We start from the raw sequence: 25,988 nt of genomic DNA, 5'->3' as shown, positions 1-25,988 counted from the left end.
CTATTTCTCGGTCGATCCATTCGGCCGGGAGGAACAATCCGAATGAGAGTCTGGGCAGTCGCCAATCAAAAGGGTGGTGTCGGTAAAACCACTTCCTCCATCGCTTTAGCCGGTTTACTGGCGGAGGCGGGCAAGCGCGTGGTCGTGGTCGATCTCGACCCCCACGGCTCCATGACCAGCTACTTCGGTTACGATCCCGACGCTCTGGAGCACAGCAGCTACGACCTGTTCCTGCACAAGGGCAACGTGCCGCAAGGCCTGCCGGGTCAACTGCTGTTGTCGACCAGTGACGAACGCATCTCCCTGTTGCCCTCCAGCACCGCACTGGCCACCCTTGAGCGCCAGTCGCCGGGGCAGAGCGGCTTAGGCCTGGTGATTGCCAAGAGCCTGGCGCAACTGTGGCAGGACTTCGATTACGCCGTGATCGACAGCCCGCCATTGCTCGGCGTGCTGATGGTCAATGCCTTGGCGGCGAGCCAGCAACTGGTGATCCCGGTGCAGACCGAACACCTGGCGGTCAAAGGCCTTGAGCGCATGGTCAACACCCTGGCGATGATCAACCGCTCTCGCAAACAGGCGCTGCCGTTTACCATCGTGCCGACGCTGTTCGACCGGCGCACCCAGGCGTCCCTCGGCACGTTGCGCGTACTACGCGACAAATTCCCCGACGAAATCTGGCAGGGCTATATCCCGGTGGACACGCGCCTGCGCGATGCCAGCCGTGCCGGACTGACCCCTTCGCAGTTCGACGGCAAGAGCCGTGGCGTTCTCGCTTACCGCGCGTTGCTCAAGCATCTGCTGGCGGCACAACTTGTTCCGCAGGTGGCCTGAGATGAATCCAGCCCCTGTAGGAGCGAGCTTGCTCGCGATGGACGACAACGATAACGCGGGCCTCCTGGAGATACGCGGCGCTCACACCTCCATCGCGAGCAAGCTCGCTCCTACAGGTGCGTGCCAATGAACCGGCCGTTGAAGACCACGTCGCGGCCGCAACTGGCTTTGCAGTCGTACCTGGATAGCTTGCTGCAGGAAGTGACCGAAGAATTCACGCTGCCCATAGAGGCAGTGGCCGAGGCTATAGCGGCCGAAGCGGTGCTGGACGAGTTCCAGGCCGCAGTGCTTGAAGAGCAGGCCCGCGACGCCGCAACAGCTGTCACGGCCGCTCCGGTGCAGGCATCGGTAGCGCCAGCATTCAAGGCTCCCGTGATCGAAGCCCCGGCACCAATCATGGCGCCGGTATCGACCATCGCACCGTTGCTCCAGGCGTTGGTGCCGCCGGCCGCAGAGGTGCAGCCAGCACCGGAGCCAGTGGTTGTCGAAGTGCATCAAGCGCTGGTGGCGCCCGTCGTTGAAGTTCATCTGCCGCCGAGCAATACGCCGCCACCGGTGGACACCGATGGTCGTCCGTCCTGGGCCGCCGAACCGTTCGAATGCCTGCTGTTCGATGTCGCCGGCTTGACCCTGGCGGTGCCGCTGGTGTGCCTTGGGTCGATTTACTCCCTGGCCGGTCACGAGTTGACACCGTTGTTCGGCCAGCCGGAATGGTTCCTTGGCATCCTGCCCAGCCAGGCCGGCAACCTCAAGGTGCTCGATACCGCGCGTTGGGTCATGCCCGACCGTTACCGCGACGATTTCAAGCAAGGCCTGCAATACGTGATTTCGGTCCAGGGCTACGAATGGGGCCTGGCCGTGCATCAGGTCAGCCGCTCGTTGCGTCTGGACCCGAATGAAATCAAATGGAGAAGTCATCGAGGTCAGCGGCCATGGCTCGCCGGCACGGTGATCGAACACATGTGCGCCTTGCTCGATGTTGCCTCCCTGGCCGAGTTGATCGCCAGTGGCGGGGCAAAGCACATGTCCGGCAGCAAGCCGAACCACACACCGACAAACATTAAATAAACAACAGGCGACGCCACTCGATGGCGTTGCACGAAACACACACCGCCAGGGCGGTTTCTTGAGGGGACAGGGTATGAATGACAAGGCGACGGCGGCAAAAGGTTCCGAAGATCCGATCCTGCAATGGGTCACCTTCAAGCTGGACAACGAGACCTACGGCATCAACGTGATGCGCGTTCAGGAAGTCCTGCGTTACACCGAAATCGCCCCGGTCCCGGGCGCCCCGAGCTACGTGCTGGGCATCATCAACCTGCGCGGCAACGTCGTCACCGTGATCGACACCCGTCAGCGCTTCGGCCTGATGAATGCCGAGATCAGCGACAACACCCGTATCGTCATCATCGAAGCCGACAAGCAAGTGGTCGGGATCATGGTCGACAGCGTGGCCGAAGTGGTTTACCTGCGTCAGTCGGAAATCGAAACCGCGCCGAACGTGGGTAACGAAGAGTCCGCCAAGTTCATTCAAGGCGTGTGCAACAAGAACAACGAACTGCTGATCCTTGTCGAGCTCGACAAGATGATGAGCGAAGAAGAATGGTCGGAACTGGAGAGTATCTGATTGATTCTCGAGGTTGCGGTCATTGTCCTGTTCCTGTTCTGGGCAGGCACGCTGGCAATGTTCCTGGCATACATCCGCGGTCAAAAGCAGATCGCCGCGCAACAGACCCAAGGTGATGCGCTGCGCGATCAGCGCATCAAGGACCTGGGCAAACGCGTCGACGACTACCAGAACGGCAATGTGCGCATGGGTGAAGACCTGCATGAGCTACGCGCGATAGTCGCGCCACTGCCGGACAAACTCGCCCAGCTGGAACAGCGTGATCCTTCGAGCCTGTCGTTTGCCCAGGCTGCGCGACTGGTCGGCATGGGCGCCAGCGTCGACGAACTGACCCAGTCCTGCGGCTTGACCCAGGCTGAGGCGGAGTTGATGAGCAAGTTGCACAAGAACTGAGTTTTGCGAACTCGCTGAAATGGCTTTCGCGAACAGGCTCGCTCCCACAGTCGTTCTATGTCGGACACAAAAGATGTGTTCACTGAAGATCGCCTGTAGGAGCGAGCTTGCTCGCGATGGTCGTTAACGATGACGCGGGTTTCCTGGAGAAACCCGGCGCTCATACCCCCATCGCGAGCAAGCTCGCTCCTACAGTGGTTCTATGTCGAACACAGAACAGGTGTTCACCTGAGATCACCTGTGGGAGCGAGCCTGCTCGCGAAGGCGCCTGCGAATGCGCCGCTATCATCCCCGCGATCCGACGCATCCCCCTTCATCCCCAGACAGGTATTACGCCGTCGTAGTCTCCTGCCTATAGCCTTCTCAGATCCCGCCGCCTTGTAATTGCAACCTGCCATCAGTAGTTTGATCATCTTGTTCAAAATATGCAGTGCCAGGGAGGCTTATGATCGACATTTTGCGTGGTACACCGCTGTGGGTTTATGCGGTTTTTCTGATCCTGACTTATTACGGTGTCATTGCCTGTTTCAAGAATCACGTGTCGAAAAGGTCATTGCAGATCACTCCGGTGATATTCGTGATCCTGTCTCTGGCTTCGCTGAATCTCTCCCAAGGTGTAGTCATTCCCCTCTCGGCCTACGTACTCGGGCTATTGGCTGGATCGTTACTCGCATTGCGTTTTTACTCGTACACGAATGTGAAGTGCGTGGGAGAAACGTTGGAGTTGGGCGGTACAGTCAAGGTGCTGATGGTGTATTGGGGCTTCTTTGCATGGCGTTACTACCTTGGCTATCAGGCAGCGATGTATCCGGAAATGGCCAATGAATTGCCGATGACGGCATGGTCGGCACTGGGGGCTGGCTTTATCAATGGATTGATTATTGGTCGCAGTCTCAAGCTTTTGCGTTTTTTCAAATTTGAAAGCGTCGCGCAGACATCGATGAAGAGAGTGCGCAAAAGCGGCTAGAAGCCTGTAGGAGCGAGCCTGCTCGCGATGGACGTTAACGATGACGCGGGCTTCCTGGAGAAACGCGGCGCTCATGCCTCCATCGCGAGCAAGCTCGCTCCTACAGTGGTTCCATGTCGAACACGGAGCATGTATTCACCTGTAGGAGCGAGCTTGCTCGCGATGGACGTCAACGATGACGCGGGCTCCCTGGAGAAACGCGGCGCTCATGCTTCCATCGCGAGCAAGCTCGCTCCTACAGTGTTTTTATGCCGGACATGGAATATGAAATGGCATCCTCGAATCCTCAGTAATCATCCCCGCGTTCAGTAATGTCCTTCTCGGCCAGCAGCGCTTCCTGATCCATCCCCGCCGGAAATTTCCCCTTCAGATTCCACGCAAATGCAATGATCTCGGCAATCGTCAGATAGAGCTCCTGCGGAATGCTGTCCCCCAGCTCCATGCGCGCCAGCAGTCTCACCAGTTCGGCGTTTTCGTAGATCGGCACTTCGCAGTCGCGGGCGATGCGCAGGATTTCTTCGGCCAGTTCTTCGTCACCCTTGGCGGTGAGGGTGGGGGCGTGGGTGCCGTCGTATTTGAGGGCGATGGCCTGGCGTGGGGTGTTGGGGTTGTTCATGCGGTGTCATCCACCCAGCGTTGTTCGAGGCGGGTTTGCGGGCCTTGGGGCGGTGTGCCGAGGTGGCAATCCAGGTCGCCGACGTTCAGGCCGGCGGACAGCAAGCGGTCACGCAGCCCGCTCAGATTGCTTTCGATCAGGCTGGCGGTGTAAGGCCGCTCTGCCCAGAGCTGGCTGGAGAGGGTGCCTTTGATCAGTTGCGCCTGAATTTGCAGCGGCCCCAAAGGCTCCATGGCGAAGGCCAACTCCACACGCCACAGCTGTTGTTTGGGTTCGCGTTCTTCGCGACGTTCCTTAGGCTGTTCTTTTTCGGGCGCGTCTTCACGCTGGATTTTGACCTGCAGCGGCACGATGTCCTGCATGTTGCGCATCGGGATTTCCAGCTGCCAGGTGCTCATCAGGCGGCCGTCGGCGGTGACGCCGGTTTGTTCCAGGCTCGACAGCTGATGGCTTTGCAGGCGCGATACTGCCGCAGCGGCCAGGCGCAGCAGGTGTTCGAGGTCGTCGTTTTCACCATCGGCGCTTTGTAACAGGCGTTCGGGCAGCGGGAAACCGGTTGGCGGCGGTTTGGCGCTGACCTGACCGAGCATGCCCAGGGCATTGCGGACAAAATTCGGCATGGCCTGGGCCAGGGTATTGGCGGCGATGATCGCGCCGAGGCTGGTGTTGGCCGGCAACCCCTGGCTCAACTGCGCAACCAGTTTGAGCAGGTCGCCTTTCATGTCCGGTGCGAGTGTCGGGTTTTGCCCGGTCAGCAGTTTGCTTTCGAGAAACACGCCGCTGCTGGCCAAAGCCTGAGCCAGGCCCTTGGGGGTGCTCAATTGCTGGACATCCGGCAGGCCGGCGAGCAGCCGGGTAGCGGCGCTGCGCAATTCAACGGAGGTCTGGTCCGAGGCCGGCAAGTTCTGCAGGAGCTTGAGCAAGCCGTCCAGCGAGCCCTGGCGGCTTTGCTGGTCGACCAGTTGCCGGGTCACCGCCAGTTGTTCCTGGCGGCTGCTCAGTGGCACGAACTTCACGGTCCGGGCGTCCTGCACCTGCGCGCTCAACAAGGTGCCGATGCGCAAGGGCTGCGGACTGTCGATGTTCAGGGTGCTGCCGCTCAGTGCGGTATTGAGCAGGCTCACCATCGAGCGAAACACCAACGGCTGGCCGGGCACCTGCGGCAGCACTTGCGAGGTCAATACCTTGCCCTGCAGCAGGGTACCAACGGGCAGTTGCGCGGTGTCGAGGCGGGTGAGGGTGGCGACGCTGGAGGCAATGGCCTGTTGCACCGTCACGGCCAGATTGCCGGCCGAGGGTTGGCTGACGACCAGCGTGGTGCCCTGGGCCAGCGGTTGATTGCCGGTGGTCTGGACCGTGGTCTGGCGGCCGTTGTCGAGGGTGACCTTGAGCAGCATCTGGAAAGTCTGATCCGCCTGCTTGAGCGACAACACTTCGGCCTGGGCGGTTTGACCGACGCTGATCAGGCCCTCCACCGGCGTCAGCAACTTGAGCAACTCACCGCTGACCACCTGCGCACGTGAAGTCACCGGGACGGTTTGCGCCAGCGGGAGGATGTTCATTTCGCCTGTCATACGAGGTCACAACCTGAGGAAAATGCACTCTTTAGAGTAAGGTCTGGCATGTATAATGCCGCGCCGTTGTATCCAAAAATGGCGAAAATTTTGCAATTGTTTGACGCAGCTCTCTAGAACAAGACGTCATTGCATCTATGCTGCATCTCTTTAACGGCCGCGCCAGTGCCGACTTGAACCGTATAAGGCCCGTGAACCCTTGACCAGTCCAGTCCTGCAAACCGTTGCCCTTGCCTGTGAGCGAGACCTTCGGCTGCTCTTCGAAAATCTCGATTTGAGACTGGCCAGTGGCGAAATGGTGCAAATCAGTGGCCCCAACGGCAGTGGCAAGACCAGCCTGCTGCGCCTGCTCTCGGGGCTGATGCACCCGACCGCCGGTCAAGTGTTGCTCAACGGCAAGCCCCTCGATGAGCAGCGCACTGAGCTGGCGCGCAACCTGCTGTGGATCGGCCATGCGGCGGGAATCAAGGATTTGCTGACACCGGAGGAGAACCTGAGCTGGCTCTGCGCCCTGCATCAACCGGCCTCCCATGAAGCGATCTGGCAAGCTCTGGCGGCGGTCGGATTGCGCGGTTTCGAAGATGTTCCCTGCCATACCCTGTCCGCTGGCCAGCGGCGTCGCGTCGCATTGGCGCGTTTGTATCTGGACAGCCCGCCGCTGTGGATTCTCGATGAGCCGTTCACCGCCCTCGACAAGCAAGGCGTGGCGCAACTCGAAGAACACCTGGCCGCTCACTGCGAACGTGGCGGCATGGTGGTGTTGACCACCCACCACACGCTGAGCCGGATGCCGGCCGCTTATCGCGACATCGATCTGGGGAATTGGGCCGTATGAGTGTTTTTGGCCTGTTGGTCGCCCGTGAGGCCCGTCTGCTGTTCCGCCGTCCCGCGGAGCTGGCGAATCCGCTGGTGTTTTTCGCCATCGTCGTTTCCCTGTTCCCGTTGGCGGTCGGTCCCGAGTCTCAATTGTTGCAAACCTTGTCTCCGGGGTTGGTCTGGGTCGCGGCACTTTTATCGGTTCTGCTCTCGCTGGACGGGCTTTTCCGCAGTGATTTCGAAGACGGATCCCTTGAACAGTGGGTCCTTTCGCCGCACCCCCTGGCTCTTCTGGTTTTAGCCAAAGTGCTGGCACACTGGGCTTTTTCCGGCCTGGCACTGGTTTTGCTCGCACCTTTGCTGGCACTGATGCTCGGTTTGCCTGCCGCCTGTCTGCCAGTGTTGCTGCTTTCGTTGCTGCTCGGTACACCGGTACTGAGCCTGCTCGGTGCGGTGGGTGCGGCACTGACAGTAGGGTTGAAGCGTGGTGGCCTGTTGCTGGCACTGCTGATTCTGCCGTTGTACATCCCGGTATTGATCCTTGGCAGTGGCGCCTTGCAGGCGGCCTTGCAGGGCATGCCGGCGACCGGTTATCTGCTGTGGCTTGGTAGTCTGACCGCCCTGGCGATAACCCTGACACCTTTTGCAATAGCTGCTGGCCTGAAGATCAGCGTCGGCGAATAATGAGGTCTGGTTGTTTTTTGACCAGTAAAGACCCTGGCTCTTCACAGTAAAGAGCAACCGTGATGGAAACAGTATGAACTGGACGTGGTTTCACAAGCTCGGCTCGCCCAAATGGTTTTACGGCATCAGCGGCAAAATGCTGCCCTGGCTGAGCGTCGCGGCGTTGCTGCTGATCAGCGTTGGCGTGGTCTGGGGCCTGGCCTTCGCGCCGCCGGACTATCAGCAGGGCAACAGCTTTCGCATCATCTATATCCACGTTCCGGCCGCCATGCTGGCGCAGTCCATCTACGTGATGCTGGCCGTGTGCGGCATCGTCGGGCTGGTGTGGAAAATGAAACTGGCCGACGTCGCCCTGCAATGTGCGGCGCCCATCGGCGCATGGATGACCGCCGTGGCGCTGGTCACCGGCGCGATCTGGGGCAAGCCGACCTGGGGCTCGTGGTGGGTCTGGGATGCACGACTCACGTCTATGCTGATCCTGCTGTTCCTGTACTTCGGTCTCATTGCGCTGGGCAACGCGATCAGCAATCGTGACAGCGCGGCCAAGGCCTGTGCGGTGCTGGCGATTGTCGGCGTGATCAACATCCCGATCATCAAGTACTCGGTGGAGTGGTGGAATACCCTGCACCAGGGCGCGACCTTCACCCTCACCGAAAAACCGGCGATGCCCGCTGAAATGTGGCTGCCATTGCTGCTGACGGCGTTGGGCTTCTATTGTTTCTTTGGCGCGGTGTTGCTGCTGCGCATGCGTCTGGAAGTACTCAAGCGCGAAGCCCGGGCCAGTTGGGTCAAGGCCGAAGTGGAAAACAGCCTGGAGGTCGCTCGATGAGTTTTGCTTCATTCGGCGACTTCATCGCCATGGGCCATCATGGCCTGTATGTCTGGTCAGCCTATGGCATCTGCCTGGCGGTGCTGGCCCTCAACGTGGCGGCGCCGATCCTGGCCCGCAAGCGGTATCTGCAACAAGAGGCGCGTCGTTTGCGCCGGGAGAACGGCAAGTGAATCCGCTGCGCAAAAAGCGTCTTATCATCATTCTCGCGATCCTGGTCGGGGTCGGCGCTGCCGTCGGCCTGGCCCTGAGCGCCCTGCAGCAGAACATCAATCTGTTTTACACACCGACCCAGATCGCCAACGGCGAAGCCCCGCTGGACACACGAATTCGCGCCGGCGGCATGGTCGAGAAGGGTTCGCTGGAGCGTTCCAGCGATTCCCTGGACGTGAAGTTCGTCGTCACCGACTTCAACAAATCCGTGACCATCACTTATCGTGGCATCCTTCCGGACCTGTTCCGCGAAGGGCAGGGCATCGTCGCCCTGGGCAAGCTCAATGCCGATGGCGTGGTGGTGGCCGATGAAGTGCTGGCCAAGCACGACGAGAAGTACATGCCGCCGGAAGTGACCAAGGCATTGAAAGACAGCGGTCAATCGGCTCCAACGCCCGCGAAGGAGGGTTGATCCATGACATCCGGCATCTTTATTCCCGAACTGGGTCATCTGGCGATGATCCTGGCCCTGTGCTTCGCCCTGGCCCAGGCCGTGGTACCGCTGCTCGGTGCGTGGCGCAATGATCGCCTGTGGATGAGCCTGGCCCAGCCGGCCGCGTGGGGGCAGTTCACCTTTCTGGTGTTTGCCTTCGGCTGCCTGACCTACGCCTTCATGGTCGATGACTTCTCCGTGGCCTATGTGGCCAACAACTCCAACAGCGCGTTGCCGTGGTACTACAAGTTCAGTGCCGTGTGGGGCGCCCACGAAGGCTCCTTGCTGTTGTGGGCCTTGATTCTCGGCGGCTGGACCTTCGCGGTGTCGGTGTTTTCCCGGCAGTTGCCGCAGGTCATGCTGGCCCGCGTGCTGGCGGTGATGGGCATGATCAGCACCGGTTTCCTGCTGTTCCTGATCATGACCTCCAACCCGTTCAAGCGCATCCTGCCGCAAGTGCCCGGCGACGGTGCCGACCTCAACCCGTTGCTGCAGGACATCGGCCTGATCGTGCATCCGCCGATGCTGTACATGGGCTACGTCGGCTTCTCGGTGGCCTTCGCCTTCGCCATCGCCGCGCTGATGGGCGGTCGCCTGGATGCGGCGTGGGCGCGCTGGTCGCGTCCGTGGACCATCGTGGCCTGGGCGTTCCTCGGCATCGGTATTACCTTGGGTTCGTGGTGGGCGTACTACGAACTCGGCTGGGGCGGCTGGTGGTTCTGGGACCCGGTGGAAAACGCCTCGTTCATGCCATGGCTGGTGGGCACCGCACTGATTCACTCGTTGGCGGTCACGGAAAAACGTGGCGTGTTCAAGAGCTGGACCGTGTTGCTGGCCATCGCTGCGTTTTCGCTGAGCCTGTTGGGTACTTTCCTTGTGCGCTCCGGCGTGCTGACGTCGGTGCACGCCTTTGCGTCCGATCCGGAACGCGGGGTGTTCATCCTGATTTTCCTGCTGTTCGTGGTCGGTGGTTCATTGACGCTGTTCGCCCTGCGCGCGCCGGTGGTCAAGAGCCAGGTGGGCTTCAACCTCTGGTCCCGGGAAACGCTGTTGCTGGGCAACAACCTGGTGCTGGTGGTGGCGGCATCGATGATTCTGCTCGGCACCTTGTACCCGTTGATTCTGGACGCCATGACTGGCGCCAAGCTGTCGGTCGGCCCGCCGTACTTCAACGCGCTGTTCATTCCGTTGATGGCGCTGCTGATGGTGGTGATGGCGGTCGGCGTGATCGTGCGCTGGAAGGACACCCCGGTGAAATGGCTGGTGAGCATGCTGACGCCGGTGTTGTTGGGCAGCGCTGCCATGGCCGTGGTGGCCGGCGTCGCGTACGGCGATTTCAACTGGGCAGTGCTCGCCACCTTCATGCTCGCCGCCTGGGTGTTGCTGGCCGGCGTGCGTGACATCTTCGACAAGACCCGGCACAAGGGCCTGATCAAAGGCCTGCCAACCCTGACCCGCAGCTACTGGGGCATGCAGATCGCGCACCTGGGCATTGCCGTATGTGCGCTCGGTGTCGTGCTGTCGAGCCAGAACAGTGCCGAGCGTGACCTGCGCCTGGCGCCGGGCGAGTCCATGGACTTGGCGGGTTATCACTTCATCTTCGAAGGCGCCAAACACTTCGAAGGCCCGAACTTCACTTCCGACAAGGGCACCGTCCGGGTGATCCGCAACGGCAAGGAAGTCAGCGTGCTGCATCCGGAAAAACGCCTGTACACCGTGCAGAACTCGGTGATGACCGAAGCCGGGATCGACGCCGGGTTCACCCGCGACCTCTACGTCGCCCTCGGTGAGCCGCTGGGTAACGGTGCCTGGGCTGTGCGCGTGCACGTCAAGCCGTTCGTGCGCTGGATCTGGTTCGGTGGTTTGCTGACCGGTTTCGGCGGGTTGCTGGCTGCGCTGGATCGGCGTTATCGGGTCAAGGTAAAAAGCCGCGTGCGCGAAGCACTGGGCATGTCTGGAGCCACTGCATGAAGCGTTGGTTGATGTTGTTGCCACTGGCGATTTTTCTGGTGGTTGCCGTGTTTCTTTACCGTGGGTTGTACCTGGATCCGGCCGAGTTGCCTTCGGCCATGATCAACAAGCCGTTCCCGGAGTTTTCCCTGCCGGCGGTGCAGGGCGACAAGAGCCTGACCCGCGCTGACATCCTCGGCAAACCGGCGCTGGTCAACGTCTGGGGCACCTGGTGCATTTCCTGCCGGGTCGAACACCCGGTGTTGAACAAGCTGGCCCAACAGGGCGTGGTGATCTACGGCATCAACTACAAGGACATCAACGCCGATGCCTTGAAGTGGCTGACGGATTTTCATAACCCGTATGCACTGGATATCCGTGACGACCAAGGCTCGCTGGGCCTGAACCTCGGTGTATACGGCGCGCCGGAAACCTTCTTCATCGACGCCAGGGGCGTCATCCGTGACAAGTTCGTCGGTGTGATCGACGAGCAGGTCTGGCGCGAAAAACTGGCGGCCAAGTACCAGGCGCTGGTCGACGAGGCCAAGCCATGAAGCGCTGGATCGCTGCCGCCGTTCTGGGCCTGAGCATGGCGGGCGTGGCCCACGCGGCCATCGACACCTACGAGTTCGCCAACGAAGGCGATCGTGAGCGTTTTCGCGAGCTGACCAAAGAGCTGCGTTGCCCCAAGTGCCAGAATCAGGACATCGCCGATTCCAACGCCCCCATTGCCGCCGACCTGCGCAAAGAGATTTTCCGCATGCTCGGCGAGGGCAAGGACAACCAGCAGATCATCGACTTCATGGTCGACCGCTACGGTGATTTCGTCCGCTACAAACCGGCCCTGAATGCCAAGACCGCCTTGCTCTGGTTCGGCCCCGCCGGCTTGTTGCTCGGCGGTGTGGTGATCATCGCGGTGATCGTCCGCCGTCGTCGCGTGCAACGTGCCGACACCCCGGGCTCGCTTTCTGCCGAGGAGCGCTCGCGCCTCGACCACCTGTTGGATAAAACCAAGAATGATTGATTTCTGGCTCGCTGCAGGTCTGCTGCTTCTGGTTGCCCTGAGTTTTCTGTTGATCCCGGTGCTGCGCAGCCGTCGCGCCCAGCGTGAAGAGGATCGTACCGCCCTGAACGTGGCGCTTTATCAGGAACGCGTGGCTGAGTTGCAGACTCAGCAGGAAGAGGGCGTGCTCGATGCGGCGCAAATGGATGCCGGTCGCGCCGAAGCCGCCCGTGAGTTGCTGGCGGACACCGAAGGCGTCGAAACGCCGCAGGTATCGCGCTTGGGCAAACCCTTGCCGTTGCTGGCGGCCATTCTGGTGCCGGTGCTGGGTCTGGGGCTGTATATGCATTACGGTGCCAGCGACAAGGTCGAACTGACCCGCGAATTCTCCCAGGCACCCAAGACGATGGAGGAGATGACCCAGCGCCTGGAGCGTGCGGTCGCCGCTCAACCGGATTCCGCTGAAGGCACGTACTTCCTCGGTCGTACCTACATGGCTCAGGATCGCCCGGCGGATGCGGCGAAAATGTTCGAGCGCACGGTGAACCTGGCCGGGCGTCAGCCCGAGTTGCTCGGTCAATGGGCCCAGGCCCAGTACTTCGCCGATGGCAAAAAGTGGTCGGACAAGGTCCAGGCCCTGACCGACGAAGCGCTCAAGGCTGATCCGAAGGAGGTCACCAGCCTCGGTCTGCTCGGCATCGCCGCGTTTGAAGGCGAGCGCTATCAGGACGCCATTGATTACTGGAATCGCCTGCTGGCGCAGTTGCCGCCGGACGACAAATCCCGCGAGGCGTTACAAGGCGGGATTGTCCGGGCCACGGAGAAGCTGGTGGCCAGTGGCGGCAAGGTTGCGCAAGCACCGGCAGCCAAGGCCTCGGCTTTGCTCAAGGTCAGCGTCGATCTGGCAGCGGACCTCAAGACCAAGGTCCAGCCTGGCGACAGCGTGTTCATCTTCGCCCGTGCGATCTCCGGTCCTCCGGCCCCGCTGGCGGTCAAGCGCATGACCGTGGCCGACCTGCCGGTGACTGTCGAACTGGGTGATGCCGACGCGATGATGCCGCAATTGAAACTGTCGAACTTCCCTGAAGTCCAACTGGTTGCGCGTATTTCCCGTGCCGGCAAACCTACCGCTGGCGAATGGATCGGTCGCAGCCAGCCTCTGGCCAGCAGCACCACCGCGCCGCAAACACTGACCATCGACAGCCCGGACAAATAACAGGAAAACGCAATCATGACCGCATTCGCTCGTATCACCCTGCTCAGCGTCGTTATGGGGTTAAGCGCTTGTGCGGTCCAGCGACCAGCGGAGCATGAGGCACCACCGCCGATCCCGCCGTCGCAGCCCAGCCCCACGCCTTCGACGTCGCCCGTACCGAGCAAGCCGAGCATCCCGGCCAAACCCTCCAAGCCGTTGCCACGTACCTCGGCCAGCTTCGCGCCACCACCGGGGGGCAACAGCCATTGGGATCCGAAGCTTGGGGTGTATGTGCTGGATGACCAGCCCAATACTTTCTATCGCCAGCGTACCTACTATCGCTGGGATAATGGCTGGAGCCGGTCGATCAGTCCGAAGGGGCCGTGGGAGGAGACTGATATTCACGGTGTACCGGGTGGGCTGGGGCGGCAATTCGGGCAGTAACGCATCAAGGCGGCTTTCGGGTCGCCTTTTTTGTGCCTGCTCTGGAATGTGATTGGCGGTTCACTGCTGAACTCTGTGGGAGCGGGCTTGCTCGCGAAGGCGGCCTGACGGAGTACATATCCGTTTTTTGGGTAACGGCGGCTTATGGTTCCGCCCTTACGGCGGGTCCCTTTTGTCAAACGACACAAAAGGAACCAAAAAGTCTCGCCCCTTACGTACGGCCCCTCGCTTAGGCTCGGGGTTCCTTCGCTCCGGCATTCATCCGGGGGCATTGCCCTACGGTTTGCTTCGCTGCACCTCCCTGCAATGTGTGCGGCTTCGCCGCACGGCGCTTCGCGCCCATCCCCGGATGAACACCTCCGCTCAGCCTGCCGAGGGGGCGGGTGGATCAAGATCAAAAGCGGCAGGCGAGCTAACGCTCGGCCTGTTGAGTGGTGAGGAGCGTGGGGTACGCCGGTCTGCTTTTGCTCTGCTCTGCTCTGCTCTGCTCTGCTCTGCTCTGCTCTTGCTCTTCTGTGGGAGCGGGCTTGCTCGCGAATGCGGTGGGTCAGAGAAGAAGATGTCGATTGTCACACCGCCTTCGCGAGCAAGCCCGCTCCCACAGTTGACTGGTGCCGGGCCAAGGTCCGTTTACGCCTCCTGAACCACGGTGGGAACGAGCCTGCTCGCGATCAGGCCGGCGAGCAGACCGCCTCGCTTCTGCTTTTGTTTTTGCTTTGGCTTTTGATCTTCTTGCCCCCTCGAGAGGCCGAGCGCAGGTTCTGCGCAGTGGGCAACCCGGCATGGATGCCGGGTTAGCCGCGTACGGCCAGGGATGGCCGATCGCGGCGGGCCCACGGAGCAGGACCGGAGCGAGGGAATGCCGAGCCTTGGCGAGGCACCGAACGTCAGGGGCAAGAGCCCTTGGTTACTTGGGGCTCTTCCAAGTAACCCGCTGTAAAAGCGGAACCGTTAGTGGCCGTTACCTAAATAACGGATATGTACACCGGTAAAAAAAACACGTCGCCCAACACCCCTGACGCGAGATTGACCTGCGCTGCGAGGACACCCTCAGCTTATACCGTGATCAAGTGGAGAACCCGCTGGTGCAACCGGTGTCGGTGATGGATCATACGCCGGGCCTGCGGGCTGATCTGATGCAAGAGCAATCAGGACAGTCTGCCGTGGGTACGGCAAGCAGGGCGACAAATGAAGAGGTTGGTTTGATGGCAGGCAGGTTGATCTATCTCATCGGGCCTTCAGGTTCGGGCAAGGACAGCCTGCTGGATGCTGCGCGAACACGGTTGGCCGAACGCGGCTGCCGCATCGTGCGAAGGGTCATCACGCGTTCGGCGGAAGCTGTGGGCGAAGCGGCGCTGGGCGTCAGTGCAGAGGAATTCGCCGATATGGAGGCCCAGGGCGCATTTGCCCTGAGCTGGCACGCCAATGGGTTGTCCTATGGCATCCCACGGGAAATCGACGATTGGCTGGCCGCCGGGCAAGACGTACTGGTCAATGGTTCTCGCGGGCATTTGCAGAACACGCGCCTGCGCTATCCGAACGCGTTGGTGCTGTTGTTGACTGTGGATCAGGCAGTACTGCGCCAGCGCTTGCTGGAGCGCGGGCGGGAATCGCCGATCGAGATCGATCAGCGGTTGGCACGCAATGCCCGATTCAGCGAGCAACTGCTGGCGGAGGACCCGGCCGTGCACGTGCTCGACAACTCCGGGCCGCTTGAGCAAACGGTCGAACGGTTGCTGCTCTGCATTGACGAGTAACCCCCGGCTGCCTGTCAGGCCTTCCTGGTCAACAACCCCTGCACATACTCCACGAACGCCCGAGCCTTGGCGCTGGCCATTCTCCCCGTGGGGAAAACCGCCCACAAATCCAGGTTCGGCAGTGTCCAGTCCTTCATCACTTCCCGGACCGAACCGTCGGCCAGTTCCGGCGCAAACATCCATTGCGAGGCCAAGGTCAGTCCCTGATGGGCCAGCACGGCTTCTCGCAGGCCTTCGGCGGCATTGACGCGGATCCGGCCGCTGACGATGACCGATTGTTCCTCGCCGGCCTTGTTGAATGGCCAACTGGCGCCTCCTCCAAGGGTGTAGACGACTGCCTGGTGCTTGCACAGGTCGGCGGGGCAGGCAGGTTCGCCGTGTTTTGCGAAGTACGCCGGTGTGCCCAGTACCATGCGCCGGCATTCGGCGATCTTGCGCACAGTCAGGCCCGAGTCGTTCAGGGCGCCCATGCGCAGGGCGATGTCGATGCCTTCTTCTACCAGGTTGACATTGCGATCATCGAGCATCAGGTCGATGTTCAACTCCGGGTTTTGCTCCAGGAAGGGGCCCAGGTGCGGAACGATATGCAGCCGGCCGAAGGTGACTGCCGTACAGATACGCAGGTTGCCACTCAGCCCGCTGGCAGAACCGCGAGCGGCGTTGTCGGCCTCGTCGGCTTCTTCGATGGCACGCTTGGCCCGTTCGAAAAAGGCCAGCCCGGCTTCGGTGGGCGTCAGCCCCCGGGTCGAACGCAGCAATAGCCGCACCGCCAACCGCGACTCAAGTTGCGCGATGGTTTTCGACACGGCAGGCTGGCCGATGTTCAGGCGCCGTGCGGCGGCGGAAAACGAGCCGGTTTCCACCACGTAGACGAAGGTTTCCATTGCGCCGAGGCGGTCCATCCAGAGTCCTTGTACTGTTCTGAAAAACAACGCGGGCCCAGTGTGTGAGCGAGCCTGCTCCGGTCGGCGATCCGACCGGGTTTTGCGGCTTATGCCGTCGCCAGCGAAACCTTCTGCGAAACACTCAGGAACCGCAGCAAGGCCAGCAGCGGGAACGCACTGCCGACGATCACGATCCACAACCAGCCGCCGTGTTCGTACACCGCGCTGGCCACCGAAGAGCCGAAGGCGCCGCCGATGAAGATGCTGGTCATGTACAACGCATTCAGGCGGCTGCGGCTTTTGCCGTCGAGGGCGTAGACCGCGCGCTGGCCGAGGACCATGTTCATCTGCACGCAGAAGTCGAGCACCACGCCGGTCACGGCCAGGCCGATGACGCTGTAGGCCGGGTGGATGAACGCCGGCACGAAACTCAGGCTGGCGAACAGCAGGGCCAGCAATGATGCGATGCGGGTGTGTCCGGCATCGGCCAGGCGTCCGGCGATCGGGGCGGCAATGGCGCCGATGGCTCCCACCAGCGCGAAAATCGCGATCTCGCTTTGCGACAAACCGTGATTACGCGCCAGCTCCAGCGGCACGGCAGTCCAGAACAGGCTGAAGGTGGCAAACATGCAGCCCTGGTAAAACGCACGCTGGCGCAGCACTGGTTGCTTGCGCAACAGCGTCCACAGCGAGCCCAGCAATTGGCCATAGGACGCGCTGTGATCCGGTTCACGCTTGGGAATGGTCACCGCCAGCACGATGCTGATGGCCGCCATCAACACCGCGGCAATCACAAACATCGCCCGCCAGCCGAAGTGGTCGGCTACCACACTGGACACCGGCCGGGCCAGCAGGATGCCCAGCAACAAACCGCCCATGATTGCGCCAACCACGCGGCCACGTGTTTCTTCCGGCGCCAGGTGCGCAGCCAGCGGAATCAGGATTTGCACTGAGACCGAACTGAACCCCACCAACAGCGAAATCAGCAAGAACACGTTCGGCTGATCGGTGAACGCCGCACCCAGCAGGCTGACAATCGCCACCAGCGTGGTGGTGATCATCAACCGGCGGTTCTCCAGCAGGTCCCCCAGCGGCACCAGGAAAAACAGGCCCAGCGCATAGCCGATCTGAGTCAGGGAAACGATCAGGCTGGCCATGGCATTGGTCAGGCCGATGTCCGGGGCGATCAGGCCGATGATCGGCTGGGCGTAGTAGATGTTGGCGACAATGGCGCCACAGCAGAAGGCGAACAACAGCACCAAGCCTCGGGTCATTGTCGCGGTGCCGTGGGGCACCTGGGTCGCTGGGTTCATAACGGGTCTCGCTGTACGGAAAGGATTGCGCGCAGGCTAACGGGCTGACTGAAACGGCGGAAGCGGGATTGGAGTGATAGTAATCATTCCATTGCGGAATGACTGGCGGACGCGTGTGTCGTGCGCCGAAGTGCCTTGCGTCAGAACACTGGAGGTGAATGATACATTCACTTACTTCTTGTTCGATAGCGTGCTTATGTTCTCTCTCCACGTCTTGTAGCCAGAGGGTCGCTCCATGAATGCGATGTTCCGTCAGCTGATTCGCTGTGTTTCATTCGTCACCTTGACCAGCGTCTTCAGCGCTGGCCTGGTTCTGGCCGAAGACGCACCCGGCACGCGCATCGGTGTGCGTGGCGAGATCACCGGCGTCAGCCCGGACGCTCTGAAAGTCCATGCCAACAGCGGCGACAACGTGGTGATCAATCTGACCAAGGACACCAAGGTCCGCGCCGTGACCCTGGCCAACATCGAAGACATCAAGCCCGGCAGCTACATTGGCTCAGCCGCTATTCCTCAGGAGGATGGCACCCTCAAGGCCCTGGAGGTCCACGTTTTCCCGCCGGAACTGGCCGGCAGTGGCGACGGTCATCGGCCGTTTGACCTGGTCAAGGGCAGCAGCATGACCAACGGCAGCGTCGGCGACCTGGTGGTGAGCAATGGCCGGGTGCTAACCGTCAACTACAAGGGCGGCCAACAGAAGATCCTGGTGCCCGAAGACGTACCCATCGTCAACCTGATGCCGGCCGATCGCAGCCTGTTGAAGGTGGGCGTGAAGATCGTGACCTTTGTGACGCAGAGCGCTGACGGCACGCTCACCGCTCAATCCATCTCGGCGGGCAAGGATGGCGTGACACCGCCGATGTAGCCGGTACTTGGCAACCAACCATCCGAAGAAAAACCCGCAAAACCCCGGTAGCTAGAATCTACAGGGGGGATCACTTCAATGAGTCCTTACAAGCGGGAGTATCACGATGAAAATCGTATCTTCGCTGGCGTTTGTCGTAGCAGTCGGCGGGCTCTGCGGATGTTCGACAGTGCCTGACAACCAGGTCACCAACGTTCCCCTGTATGGCACCTCGGCCAATGCCGGGAAAATCGGCCGACCGATCATGATGCCCAGTGGGCATGACACCGTGTTCTGGTTTGCGGTCAGCGGCGAGCCTATGGGCAGTGCGTTACCGGGCCGTCTGCTGGCTTACATCTACCCGGGCAGTTGCGCGAACCTGGGGGCGAAACCGGCCTATGACATGAATGACGGACCGAATGCGCGGTTCTATTCGGCGGCGTCGCACCAGTATTTCTGGAAAAGCGCACCGGTCGCGGTCGAGACCCTTCGAGCCGGCGGCTATGCCCTGGTGGTGCGTGAAAGCCCGGCCGATGGTCACCAGGCTATTTTCTGCGGCAACCTGAGCTGAAATTACAGGTGAAAAAACTGTGGGAGCGGGCTTGCTCGCGAAGGCGGCGCAACAGTCGACATCAATGTTGAATGTGATGGCCTCTTCGCGAGCAAGCCCGCTCCCACAGGCGTTGCAGTGTTCAGATCATCACTGACCGCTGTAGATCTGGTCGAAAACCCCACCGTCATTGAAGTGGGTCTTCTGCACAGTGCGCCAGTCACCGAAGGTCTTCTCGACGGACAGGAAGTCCACTTTCGGGAAACGGTCGGTGTACTTGGCCAGCACGGCCGGGTCACGCGGGCGCAGGTAGTTGGCGGCGGCGATTTCCTGGCCTTCAGGCGACCACAGGTACTTCAGGTATTCCTCGGCGGCGGCGCGGGTGCCTTTCTTGTCGACCGATTTGTCGACCACCGACACCGGTGGCTCGGCTTCGGCGGAAACGCTTGGGTAGATGACTTCGAACTGATCACGGCCGAACTCGCGGGCGATCATTTCCGCTTCGTTCTCGAAGGTCACCAGCACGTCGCCAATCTGGTTGGTCATGAAGGTGGTGGTGGCGGCACGACCACCGGTATCGAGTACTGGCGCTTGCTTGAACAGTTTGCCGACGAATTCCTTCGCCTTGTTCTCATCACCGCCGTTTTTCAGCACGTAGCCCCAGGCCGAGAGATAGGTGTAGCGACCGTTACCGGAAGTCTTCGGGTTCGGCACGACAACCTGAACGCCGTCCTTGAGCAGGTCCGGCCAATCCTTCAGGGCTTTCGGGTTGCCTTTGCGCACGATGAACACGGTGGCCGAGGTGAACGGCGCGCTGTTGTTCGGCAGGCGTGTGACCCAGTTGTCCGGGACCAGTTTACCGTTGTCGGCCAGGGCGTTGATGTCGGTGGCCATGTTCATGGTGATCACGTCAGCCGGCAGACCGTCGATGACCGAGCGCGCCTGTTTGCTGGAGCCGCCGAAGGACATTTGCAGGGTGATGTTTTCGTTGTGCTCGGCTTGCCAGTGTTTCTGGAACGCAGTGTTGTAGTCCTTGTAGAAATCTCGCATCACGTCATAGGAGACGTTGAGCAGGGTCGGTGCAGCCTGGGCGATGTTGCCCAGGGCCAGGCCAGCGGCGAGAAGTGAGGCGCCAAAGAGTTTTTTCACTGCGCATTCCTTGTTCTTTGTGTAGGAGCCGCCGCACCAACACTGTAGGAGCGAGCCTGCTCGCGATGGACGCTAACGGTGACGCGGGCTGTCTGAGTGCCCGCGTTGTCCTGGCGTTTTTCGCGAGAGAGCTCGCTCCTGCAAGTGGTGCGGTCGATACGATTTTGCCAGCGACTATAACCGGGCTCGTATAGTCCTTTAAAGATTAAAAAGCTCTTTGCTTATTCCCGTTTCTTGAATAGCGCATTGCCGCAACGGGAGCAGAACGACGCTTCCTGTTCGTGGCTGTTTTTCGCACACACCGGGCAGTCGTGCTGCAACTGGCCGCCACGCATGGCCGTGGCCAGTTCGGCGGTGAAGATCCCGGTGGGCACGGCAATGATCGAGTAACCGGTGATCATCACCATCGACGAGATGACCTGGCCCAGTGCAGTCTTGGGCACGATGTCGCCGTAGCCGACGGTGGTAAGGGTGACGATCGCCCAGTAAATGCCCTTGGGAATGCTGGTGAAGCCATGTTGCGGGCCTTCGACCACGTACATCAGGGTGCCGAACACCGTCACCAGGGTGCAGACGCTGAGCAGGAACACGAGGATTTTCTGCTTGCTGCCGCGCAGGGCATCGAGCAGGTAATGGGCTTGCTTGAGGTAGGGACCGAGTTTGAGCACGCGGAAGATCCGCAGCATCCGGATCACCCGGATGATCAGCAGGTACTGGGCATCGCTGTAATACAGCGCGAGGACGCCGGGCACGATGGCCAGCAGGTCCACCAGGCCATAGAAACTGAAGGCATAGCGCAGGGGCTTGGGCGAGCAGTACAGGCGCAGGATGTACTCGCCGAGGAAGATCACCGTGAAGCCCCACTCGATGAACGCCAGCAGGCTGGCGTAGTTCTGGTGGACGTCATCGATGCTGTCCAGAATCACCACCACCAGGCTGGCGAAGATGATCAGCAGCAGGGCGGTGTCGAAGCGTCGCCCGGCAACGGTATCGGTCTGGAAAATAATCACGTACAGGCGATTACGCCACGTGTCGTTGCTGATCATGCACATCGCCTTGGCCGCAAATCAGCGCAGCCTAGGTTGATTCTCCCCGTTAGCGCAAGGCGTGCTTTCGACGGTGGCTTTGCCGAGCATCTGCACAACGCTGCGGATCAGCCAGCAGGCAAGAATGAACGGCGCGGTCATCGTCGGCAGGCCGATGGCGGCAAAGACCGGCGTCAGCGCCAGCGCCAGGCCGATGCCAACCAGCGGCAGCCAAGGATGGCGACGCTGCGAGCTGAAGGCGAGGGCGGCGAGTACGGCGTTATAGCCGCCGAGACCGAGCAATGCACTGTAGAAGTCGTGGTGCAGCAGGCTCCAGCCCATGCCCGCGACAGACGCCAGCAACGCCCAGCCGAATGCGCGACGATCGGCGATCAGCAAACCGGCGGCAATCATCGCACCGGCCAATGGATGACCGAGGAACATCACCTGACCAAGACCTTTGAGTGGCGCGGCGAGCATGTTCAGGGTGCTGACTTCGATCAAATGCGGCTCTGTCGAGGGCGTGGCGAAGCACAGCAGCAACCAGCCGAGTCCGACGAAGGGCGCGGTGTAGGCCGGCAGGTATTGGCTGACCCGGACGCGTTTGAGCCACTGCTGGGTGATCATCGCGCTCAGGCCACCGGCGGCCAGAATCAGCAGCGGCATCATCGCCGACCAGGGGAAATACAGGCTCAGCAACAGACCGAGCAGAACGCCGTTGTAGCTGAACAGCCCGGCCTGGCGATCAGCCTTGGCATAGTTGCGACGTTGCGCGGTGAGCAGCCCGGCGACACCGCCGAGCAAAGCGCCGCCGAGCAAGGCGGGCGCCGTGAACAGAATGGCCAGCAGGCACAGCAGGCCGCACAGCGGATTGCGCTGGAGAAAGATCTGGCTGAAGCCGTTGAGCAACGCTTCGGCCCAGTCGGGGCAGTGGGTGTTGAAATGGTTGGCAGGCATGATGAAGTCTGTGGTGTTTCCGGTGAATCGTGTCGCCTGCTTCGCGAGCAAGCCCGCTCCCACATTGGTTCTGTGAACGACACAAAACCAATGTGGGAGCGGGCTTGCTCGCGAAGAGGCCAGTTCAGGCGCTAAATCAATGTCTCAATGCGCAAAGAGTTAGTCGATCCCGGCTGCCCAAAGGGCACACCGGCGGTGATCAATAACGTGTCGCCACGCTGCGCCATGCCCTGGGCCTGGGCAATCTCCAGTGCCGTCGAGCAGACTTCATCGACCTGACGCAGGCGGTCGTTGACCACCGAGTGCACACCCCACGCCACGCTCAGGCGACGGGCGGTTTGCAGGTTCGGTGTCAGGTTGAGGATCGGCACCGTCGGCCGCTCCCGCGCCGCGCGCAGGCTCGATGCGCCGGACTCGCTATAGTTCACCAGCACCGCCACCGGCAACACGTTACTGATGCGGCGAATGGCGCAGCTGATCGCGTCGGAAACTGTCGCCTCGGCTTTCGGTCGGCTGACGTCGAGTTGAGTCTGATAGTCCGGACCGTTTTCCACCTGGCGGATGATCTTGCTCATCATCTGCACGGCTTCGAGCGGGTATTCGCCGGACGCGGTTTCCGCCGACAGCATCACTGCGTCCGCACCTTCGGCCACGGCGTTGGCCACATCGGTGACTTCGGCGCGGGTGGGCGCCGGGGAGAAGCGCATCGACTCCAGCATCTGGGTCGCCACCACCACCGGTTTGCCGAGCTGGCGGCAGGTGCTGATGATGTTCTTCTGAATCTGCGGCACGCTTTCGGCCGGCACTTCCACACCCAGGTCACCGCGGGCGACCATGATCGCATCGCTCAGTTCGGCGATCTCGCGCAGTTGTTCGACGGCCGAGGGCTTCTCGATCTTGGCCATCAGGAAGGCCTTGTCGCCGATCAGTGTGCGGGCCTCGCGGATGTCATCGGGACGTTGTACGAACGACAGCGCCACCCAGTCCACACCCAGCTCCAGACCGAAGGTCAAGTCACGGCGATCCTTGGCGGTCAGCGGGCTCAGGTCGAGCACCGCTTGCGGCACGTTCACGCCTTTGCGGTCCGACAGTTCGCCGCCATTGAGCACGGTGGTGTCGATGGCGTCGGCGTACTTGGTCACTACCCGCAGACGCAATTTGCCGTCGTCCAGCAGCAGGTCCATGCCTGGTTCCAGCGCGGCGATGATTTCCGGGTGTGGCAGGTTGACCCGGCGCTCATCGCCTGGCGTGGCATCAAGGTCCAGGCGCAAGGCCTGGCCGCGTACCAGTTGTACCTTGCCATCGGCGAACTTGCCGACCCGCAGTTTCGGGCCTTGCAGGTCCATCAGAATGCCCAGTGGATAATTCAGCTGGCGCTCGACTTCACGAATCCACTGAAAACGCTGGGCGTGGTCGGCGTGATCGCCATGGCTGAAGTTCAGGCGGAAGATATTGACCCCGGCCAGCACCAGCTCACGGATGTCGTCGATACCGTCGATGGCCGGACCCAGGGTGGCGAGGATTTTGACCTTTTTGTCAGGCGTCATGTTTAGTGCTCTCAAGGATCAGGATGGCGCGGAAGTCGTTGACGTTGGTACGGGTCGGCTCGGTGACGATCAGGGCGTCGAGTGCCTCGAAGTAGCCGTAGCCATTGTTGTTGTCCAACTCGTCGCTGGCGCTCAACCCCATTGCTGCGGCGCGGGCGTAGCTGTCCGGGGTCATGATCGCGCCGGCGTTGTCCTCCGAACCGTCGATGCCGTCGGTGTCACCGGCCAGCGCATAGACGCCGGGCAGGCCCTTGAGGCTGTCGGTTAGGCTCAGCAGGAATTCGGCGTTACGCCCGCCACGGCCATTGCCGCGCACGGTGACGGTGGTTTCACCGCCCGAGAGAATCACGCAGGGCGCCGCCAGCGGCTGGCCGTGCAGGACAATCTGCCGCGCGATGCCGGCGTGGACTTTCGCCACCTCGCGGGATTCGCCTTCGAGGTCACCGAGGATCAGCGGACTGAATCCGGCCTGACGGCATTTCACCGCCGCCGCTTCAAGGGATTGCTGTGGGCGGGCGATCAACTGGAAATGACTGCGCGCCAGGCTCGGATCACCGGGTTTGACGGTTTCCGATTCGGGGCTTTGCAGCCAGGTGCGCACCGAGGCCGGAACCTCGATGGCGTAGCGTTTGAGGATTGCCAGCGCTTCGGCCGACGTGCTCGGGTCGGCCACGGTAGGGCCGGAGGCGATGACCGTGGCGAGGTCGCCCGGTACATCGGAAATCGCATAGGTGTAGACCGTGGCAGGCCAGCAGGCTTTGCCCAGGCGGCCGCCTTTGATCGCCGAGAGGTGCTTGCGCACGCAGTTCATCTCGCCGATGGTTGCGCCGGACTTGAGCAGGGCTTTGTTGATCGACTGCTTGTCGGCCAGGGTGATGCCTTCGGCCGGCAGTGCCAGCAGGGCAGAGCCGCCACCGGAGAGCAGGAAGATCACGCGGTCGTTCTCGCTGAGATTGCTGACCAGTTCCAGCACACGCTTGGCCACGGCCAGGCCGGCAGCGTCCGGTACCGGATGCGCGGCTTCGACCACTTCGATTTTTTCGCAAGGGGCGCCGTGACCGTAACGGGTCACCACCAGGCCGGACACTTCACCCTGCCAGCAGCGCTCGACCACCTGGGCCATGGCAGCTGCGGCTTTGCCAGCACCAATGACGATCACGCGACCGCTGCGGTCGGCAGGCAAATGGGCTTCGAGGACTTGTTGCGGATGCGCCGCGTCGATGGCTGTGGCAAACAGCTCGCGCAGCAATTGTTGCGGATCGACCGACATGGCGGGCTCCCGGAATTCTTGTTATTGGGTTTGTCGCGGACCCTGTGGGAGCGGGCTTGCTCGCGAAAGCGGTGGTTCAGTCAGTATCCATGTCGACTGACACTCCCTCTTCGCGAGCAAGCCCGCTCCCACAGGTTTGATGCAGGGCGGGACAGGCTTACTTCTTGTCGCGAATCGAGAAGTTCGCCATGTGTTCCAGGCCCTTGATCAGCGCCGAGTGGTCCCAGTTGCTGCCACCGATGGCCGCGCAGGTGCTGAACACTTGCTGGGTGTTGGCGGTGTTCGGCAGGTTGATGTTCAGCTCCTTGGCGCCTTGCAGGGCCAGGTTCAGGTCTTTCTGGTGCAGGCTGATGCGGAAGCCTGGATCGAAAGTGCCCTTGATCATGCGCTCGCCGTGCACTTCGAGGATCTTGGAGGACGCGAAACCGCCCATCAGTGCTTCACGCACCTTGGCTGGATCGGCACCGTTCTTCGAAGCGAACAACAGGGCTTCAGCCACGGCCTGGATGTTCAGGGCCACGATGATCTGGTTGGCCACCTTGGCGGTTTGACCGTCGCCGTTGGCGCCGACCAGGGTGATGTTCTTGCCCATGGCCTGGAACAGCGGCAGGGCGCGTTCGAAGGCGTCGGCATCGCCGCCGACCATGATGCTCAGGGTCGCAGCCTTGGCGCCGACTTCACCGCCGGAGACCGGGGCGTCGAGGTATTGCGCGCCTTTTTCGTTGATCTTTGCAGCGAAAGCCTTGGTGGCGGTCGGCGAGATCGAACTCATGTCGATCACCACTTTGCCTTTGCCAACACCAGCGGCAACGCCGTCGGCGCGGAACAGCACGTCATCGACCTGCGGGGTATCCGGCACCATGACGATGATGAACTCGGCTTCCTGGGCAACTTCTTTCGGGTTCGCCAGGGCAACGGCGCCAGCGGCGACCAGGTCGGCAGGCGCAGGGTCGTGGTGGGCCGACAGGAACAGGCTGTGGCCGGCTTTCTGCAGGTTCGCTGCCATTGGGTGGCCCATGATGCCGGTGCCGATAAATCCGATTTTAGCCATGAGAAAATCCTCTTGTTTTTGTGCTGCTGCTTATCTGTAGGAGCGAGCATGCTCGCGATGGACGTT

28 protein-coding genes are annotated in these 25,988 nt (G+C 61.4%); 18 read left to right on the top strand and 10 right to left on the bottom strand.

Translation table 11 applies throughout. From position 1 onward, the window contains the following. Positions 1–42 precede the first annotated feature (42 nt). From ACEN8Q_RS15405 to ACEN8Q_RS15385, 5 genes are all read left to right on the top strand, one after another. On the top strand, positions 43–831 hold the full coding sequence (locus ACEN8Q_RS15405) for a ParA family protein (protein WP_008000390.1): 789 nt from the start codon (positions 43–45) through the stop codon (positions 829–831). Positions 832–957: 126 nt separating this feature from the next. Further along, complete coding sequence (locus tag ACEN8Q_RS15400; protein WP_413428157.1) at positions 958–1,899, top strand: chemotaxis protein CheW; 942 nt, start codon at positions 958–960, stop codon at positions 1,897–1,899. Between the two features lie 73 nt (positions 1,900–1,972). After that, entirely contained in the window at positions 1,973–2,458 is a 486-nt protein-coding gene (locus tag ACEN8Q_RS15395) for a chemotaxis protein CheW (RefSeq protein ID WP_007980742.1), read from the top strand. Further along, the gene (locus ACEN8Q_RS15390; protein WP_413428158.1) at positions 2,459–2,851 is read left to right on the top strand and encodes a DUF2802 domain-containing protein; all 393 of its coding nucleotides are present in this window, start codon (positions 2,459–2,461) and stop codon (positions 2,849–2,851) included. Positions 2,852–3,296: 445 nt separating this feature from the next. Then, positions 3,297–3,818 (top strand): hypothetical protein, encoded by a 522-nt coding sequence (locus ACEN8Q_RS15385; RefSeq protein ID WP_413428159.1) that lies wholly within the window; start codon positions 3,297–3,299, stop codon positions 3,816–3,818. Between the two features lie 286 nt (positions 3,819–4,104). On the opposite strand, the gene ACEN8Q_RS15380 is transcribed toward ACEN8Q_RS15385, so the two are convergent. Then, positions 4,105–4,434: an EscU/YscU/HrcU family type III secretion system export apparatus switch protein gene (locus ACEN8Q_RS15380; protein WP_413428160.1), complete on the bottom strand. Its 330-nt coding sequence runs from the start codon at positions 4,432–4,434 to the stop codon at positions 4,105–4,107. Next, the gene (locus ACEN8Q_RS15375; RefSeq protein WP_413428161.1) at positions 4,431–6,008 is read right to left on the bottom strand and encodes a flagellar hook-length control protein FliK; all 1,578 of its coding nucleotides are present in this window, start codon (positions 6,006–6,008) and stop codon (positions 4,431–4,433) included. The genes ACEN8Q_RS15380 and ACEN8Q_RS15375 overlap by 4 nt, the downstream gene beginning before the upstream one ends. Positions 6,009–6,207: 199 nt before the next feature. Between ACEN8Q_RS15375 and ccmA the strand changes: the two genes are divergently transcribed. The 11 genes from ccmA (at position 6,208) to phnN (ending at position 15,332) form a co-directional block, all read left to right on the top strand. Then, positions 6,208–6,843, top strand: a complete 636-nt coding sequence (ccmA, locus tag ACEN8Q_RS15370) for a cytochrome c biogenesis heme-transporting ATPase CcmA (protein WP_085716985.1) — start codon at positions 6,208–6,210, stop codon at positions 6,841–6,843. Continuing rightward, the gene (gene ccmB, locus ACEN8Q_RS15365; protein ID WP_007980754.1) at positions 6,840–7,508 is read left to right on the top strand and encodes a heme exporter protein CcmB; all 669 of its coding nucleotides are present in this window, start codon (positions 6,840–6,842) and stop codon (positions 7,506–7,508) included. Before ccmA ends, ccmB begins: the two co-directional genes overlap by 4 nt. A 73-nt stretch (positions 7,509–7,581) precedes the next feature. Continuing rightward, a complete protein-coding gene (locus ACEN8Q_RS15360) occupies positions 7,582–8,337 on the top strand; it encodes a heme ABC transporter permease (protein ID WP_007980756.1) in 756 nt (251 codons plus the stop codon). After that, on the top strand, positions 8,334–8,510 hold the full coding sequence (ccmD, locus tag ACEN8Q_RS15355) for a heme exporter protein CcmD (protein ID WP_007980758.1): 177 nt from the start codon (positions 8,334–8,336) through the stop codon (positions 8,508–8,510). The genes ACEN8Q_RS15360 and ccmD overlap by 4 nt, the downstream gene beginning before the upstream one ends. After that, entirely contained in the window at positions 8,507–8,962 is a 456-nt protein-coding gene (gene ccmE, locus ACEN8Q_RS15350) for a cytochrome c maturation protein CcmE (protein WP_008020317.1), read from the top strand. The genes ccmD and ccmE overlap by 4 nt, the downstream gene beginning before the upstream one ends. 3 nt (positions 8,963–8,965) lie before the next feature. Beyond that, complete coding sequence (locus ACEN8Q_RS15345) at positions 8,966–10,954, top strand: heme lyase CcmF/NrfE family subunit (RefSeq protein ID WP_413705433.1); 1,989 nt, start codon at positions 8,966–8,968, stop codon at positions 10,952–10,954. Continuing rightward, positions 10,951–11,487, top strand: coding sequence for a DsbE family thiol:disulfide interchange protein (locus tag ACEN8Q_RS15340; RefSeq protein ID WP_413428164.1), 537 nt, complete (start codon positions 10,951–10,953; stop codon positions 11,485–11,487). Before ACEN8Q_RS15345 ends, ACEN8Q_RS15340 begins: the two co-directional genes overlap by 4 nt. Continuing rightward, positions 11,484–11,957: a cytochrome c-type biogenesis protein gene (locus ACEN8Q_RS15335; protein ID WP_413428165.1), complete on the top strand. Its 474-nt coding sequence runs from the start codon at positions 11,484–11,486 to the stop codon at positions 11,955–11,957. The genes ACEN8Q_RS15340 and ACEN8Q_RS15335 overlap by 4 nt, the downstream gene beginning before the upstream one ends. Beyond that, on the top strand, positions 11,950–13,152 hold the full coding sequence (ccmI, locus tag ACEN8Q_RS15330) for a c-type cytochrome biogenesis protein CcmI (RefSeq protein ID WP_413428166.1): 1,203 nt from the start codon (positions 11,950–11,952) through the stop codon (positions 13,150–13,152). Before ACEN8Q_RS15335 ends, ccmI begins: the two co-directional genes overlap by 8 nt. 15 nt (positions 13,153–13,167) lie before the next feature. Continuing rightward, complete coding sequence (locus tag ACEN8Q_RS15325; protein ID WP_008020322.1) at positions 13,168–13,575, top strand: hypothetical protein; 408 nt, start codon at positions 13,168–13,170, stop codon at positions 13,573–13,575. A gap of 1,205 nt (positions 13,576–14,780) precedes the next feature. Then, positions 14,781–15,332: a phosphonate metabolism protein/1,5-bisphosphokinase (PRPP-forming) PhnN gene (gene phnN, locus ACEN8Q_RS15320; RefSeq protein WP_413705432.1), complete on the top strand. Its 552-nt coding sequence runs from the start codon at positions 14,781–14,783 to the stop codon at positions 15,330–15,332. Positions 15,333–15,346: 14 nt separating this feature from the next. Here the strand turns inward: phnN and ACEN8Q_RS15315 are convergent, their stop codons facing one another. Together ACEN8Q_RS15315 and ACEN8Q_RS15310 are read right to left on the bottom strand one after the other, a co-directional pair. Next, entirely contained in the window at positions 15,347–16,234 is an 888-nt protein-coding gene (locus ACEN8Q_RS15315) for a LysR family transcriptional regulator (protein ID WP_413705431.1), read from the bottom strand. 89 nt (positions 16,235–16,323) lie between these two features. Beyond that, positions 16,324–17,529, bottom strand: coding sequence for an MFS transporter (locus tag ACEN8Q_RS15310; RefSeq protein ID WP_413705430.1), 1,206 nt, complete (start codon positions 17,527–17,529; stop codon positions 16,324–16,326). Positions 17,530–17,764: 235 nt separating this feature from the next. Between ACEN8Q_RS15310 and ACEN8Q_RS15305 the strand changes: the two genes are divergently transcribed. Beyond that, the gene (locus ACEN8Q_RS15305) at positions 17,765–18,394 is read left to right on the top strand and encodes a hypothetical protein (RefSeq protein WP_413705429.1); all 630 of its coding nucleotides are present in this window, start codon (positions 17,765–17,767) and stop codon (positions 18,392–18,394) included. Between the two features lie 106 nt (positions 18,395–18,500). Then, the gene (locus ACEN8Q_RS15300; RefSeq protein ID WP_413705428.1) at positions 18,501–18,944 is read left to right on the top strand and encodes a hypothetical protein; all 444 of its coding nucleotides are present in this window, start codon (positions 18,501–18,503) and stop codon (positions 18,942–18,944) included. Positions 18,945–19,073: 129 nt separating this feature from the next. On the opposite strand, the gene ACEN8Q_RS15295 is transcribed toward ACEN8Q_RS15300, so the two are convergent. From ACEN8Q_RS15295 to ACEN8Q_RS15270, 6 genes are all read right to left on the bottom strand, one after another. Then, complete coding sequence (locus tag ACEN8Q_RS15295) at positions 19,074–20,072, bottom strand: sulfate ABC transporter substrate-binding protein (protein ID WP_413428523.1); 999 nt, start codon at positions 20,070–20,072, stop codon at positions 19,074–19,076. 221 nt (positions 20,073–20,293) lie between these two features. Beyond that, positions 20,294–21,118, bottom strand: a complete 825-nt coding sequence (locus ACEN8Q_RS15290) for an ion transporter (protein WP_413428524.1) — start codon at positions 21,116–21,118, stop codon at positions 20,294–20,296. Between the two features lie 21 nt (positions 21,119–21,139). Continuing rightward, positions 21,140–22,054: an urea transporter gene (locus tag ACEN8Q_RS15285; RefSeq protein WP_413705427.1), complete on the bottom strand. Its 915-nt coding sequence runs from the start codon at positions 22,052–22,054 to the stop codon at positions 21,140–21,142. 131 nt (positions 22,055–22,185) lie between these two features. Continuing rightward, entirely contained in the window at positions 22,186–23,601 is a 1,416-nt protein-coding gene (gene pyk, locus ACEN8Q_RS15280; RefSeq protein WP_413705426.1) for a pyruvate kinase, read from the bottom strand. Beyond that, positions 23,591–24,871 (bottom strand): glycerate kinase, encoded by a 1,281-nt coding sequence (locus ACEN8Q_RS15275; RefSeq protein ID WP_413705425.1) that lies wholly within the window; start codon positions 24,869–24,871, stop codon positions 23,591–23,593. The genes pyk and ACEN8Q_RS15275 overlap by 11 nt, the downstream gene beginning before the upstream one ends. Positions 24,872–25,028: 157 nt before the next feature. Then, positions 25,029–25,922, bottom strand: a complete 894-nt coding sequence (locus ACEN8Q_RS15270; protein ID WP_413705424.1) for a 2-hydroxy-3-oxopropionate reductase — start codon at positions 25,920–25,922, stop codon at positions 25,029–25,031. Positions 25,923–25,988: the final 66 nt, after the last annotated feature.

Origin of the sequence: Pseudomonas sp. Pseusp16, from assembly GCF_047324915.1 — a bacterium.
Lineage (GTDB): Bacteria > Pseudomonadota > Gammaproteobacteria > Pseudomonadales > Pseudomonadaceae > Aquipseudomonas > Aquipseudomonas fluorescens_CD.
This window is presented reverse-complemented; position numbering and strand designations above follow the sequence as displayed.

Bases quoted from the DNA above. Each gene is read 5' to 3' on its own strand.
- ACEN8Q_RS15405 (WP_008000390.1), top strand. From the start codon at position 43: ATGAGAGTCTGGGCAGTCGCCAATCAAAAGGGTGGTGTCGGTAAAACC.
- ACEN8Q_RS15400 (WP_413428157.1), top strand. From the start codon at position 958: ATGAACCGGCCGTTGAAGACCACGTCGCGGCCGCAACTGGCTTTGCAG.
- ACEN8Q_RS15395 (WP_007980742.1), top strand. From the start codon at position 1,973: ATGAATGACAAGGCGACGGCGGCAAAAGGTTCCGAAGATCCGATCCTG.
- ACEN8Q_RS15385 (WP_413428159.1), top strand. From the start codon at position 3,297: ATGATCGACATTTTGCGTGGTACACCGCTGTGGGTTTATGCGGTTTTT.
- ACEN8Q_RS15380 (WP_413428160.1), bottom strand. From the start codon at position 4,434: ATGAACAACCCCAACACCCCACGCCAGGCCATCGCCCTCAAATACGAC.
- ACEN8Q_RS15375 (WP_413428161.1), bottom strand. From the start codon at position 6,008: ATGACAGGCGAAATGAACATCCTCCCGCTGGCGCAAACCGTCCCGGTG.
- ccmB (WP_007980754.1), top strand. From the start codon at position 6,840: ATGAGTGTTTTTGGCCTGTTGGTCGCCCGTGAGGCCCGTCTGCTGTTC.
- ACEN8Q_RS15360 (WP_007980756.1), top strand. From the start codon at position 7,582: ATGAACTGGACGTGGTTTCACAAGCTCGGCTCGCCCAAATGGTTTTAC.
- ccmD (WP_007980758.1), top strand. From the start codon at position 8,334: ATGAGTTTTGCTTCATTCGGCGACTTCATCGCCATGGGCCATCATGGC.
- ACEN8Q_RS15345 (WP_413705433.1), top strand. From the start codon at position 8,966: ATGACATCCGGCATCTTTATTCCCGAACTGGGTCATCTGGCGATGATC.
- ACEN8Q_RS15340 (WP_413428164.1), top strand. From the start codon at position 10,951: ATGAAGCGTTGGTTGATGTTGTTGCCACTGGCGATTTTTCTGGTGGTT.
- ACEN8Q_RS15335 (WP_413428165.1), top strand. From the start codon at position 11,484: ATGAAGCGCTGGATCGCTGCCGCCGTTCTGGGCCTGAGCATGGCGGGC.
- ccmI (WP_413428166.1), top strand. From the start codon at position 11,950: ATGATTGATTTCTGGCTCGCTGCAGGTCTGCTGCTTCTGGTTGCCCTG.
- ACEN8Q_RS15325 (WP_008020322.1), top strand. From the start codon at position 13,168: ATGACCGCATTCGCTCGTATCACCCTGCTCAGCGTCGTTATGGGGTTA.
- phnN (WP_413705432.1), top strand. From the start codon at position 14,781: ATGGCAGGCAGGTTGATCTATCTCATCGGGCCTTCAGGTTCGGGCAAG.
- ACEN8Q_RS15315 (WP_413705431.1), bottom strand. From the start codon at position 16,234: ATGGACCGCCTCGGCGCAATGGAAACCTTCGTCTACGTGGTGGAAACC.
- ACEN8Q_RS15310 (WP_413705430.1), bottom strand. From the start codon at position 17,529: ATGAACCCAGCGACCCAGGTGCCCCACGGCACCGCGACAATGACCCGA.
- ACEN8Q_RS15305 (WP_413705429.1), top strand. From the start codon at position 17,765: ATGAATGCGATGTTCCGTCAGCTGATTCGCTGTGTTTCATTCGTCACC.
- ACEN8Q_RS15300 (WP_413705428.1), top strand. From the start codon at position 18,501: ATGAAAATCGTATCTTCGCTGGCGTTTGTCGTAGCAGTCGGCGGGCTC.
- ACEN8Q_RS15290 (WP_413428524.1), bottom strand. From the start codon at position 21,118: ATGATCAGCAACGACACGTGGCGTAATCGCCTGTACGTGATTATTTTC.
- ACEN8Q_RS15285 (WP_413705427.1), bottom strand. From the start codon at position 22,054: ATGCCTGCCAACCATTTCAACACCCACTGCCCCGACTGGGCCGAAGCG.
- pyk (WP_413705426.1), bottom strand. From the start codon at position 23,601: ATGACGCCTGACAAAAAGGTCAAAATCCTCGCCACCCTGGGTCCGGCC.
- ACEN8Q_RS15275 (WP_413705425.1), bottom strand. From the start codon at position 24,871: ATGTCGGTCGATCCGCAACAATTGCTGCGCGAGCTGTTTGCCACAGCC.
- ACEN8Q_RS15270 (WP_413705424.1), bottom strand. From the start codon at position 25,922: ATGGCTAAAATCGGATTTATCGGCACCGGCATCATGGGCCACCCAATG.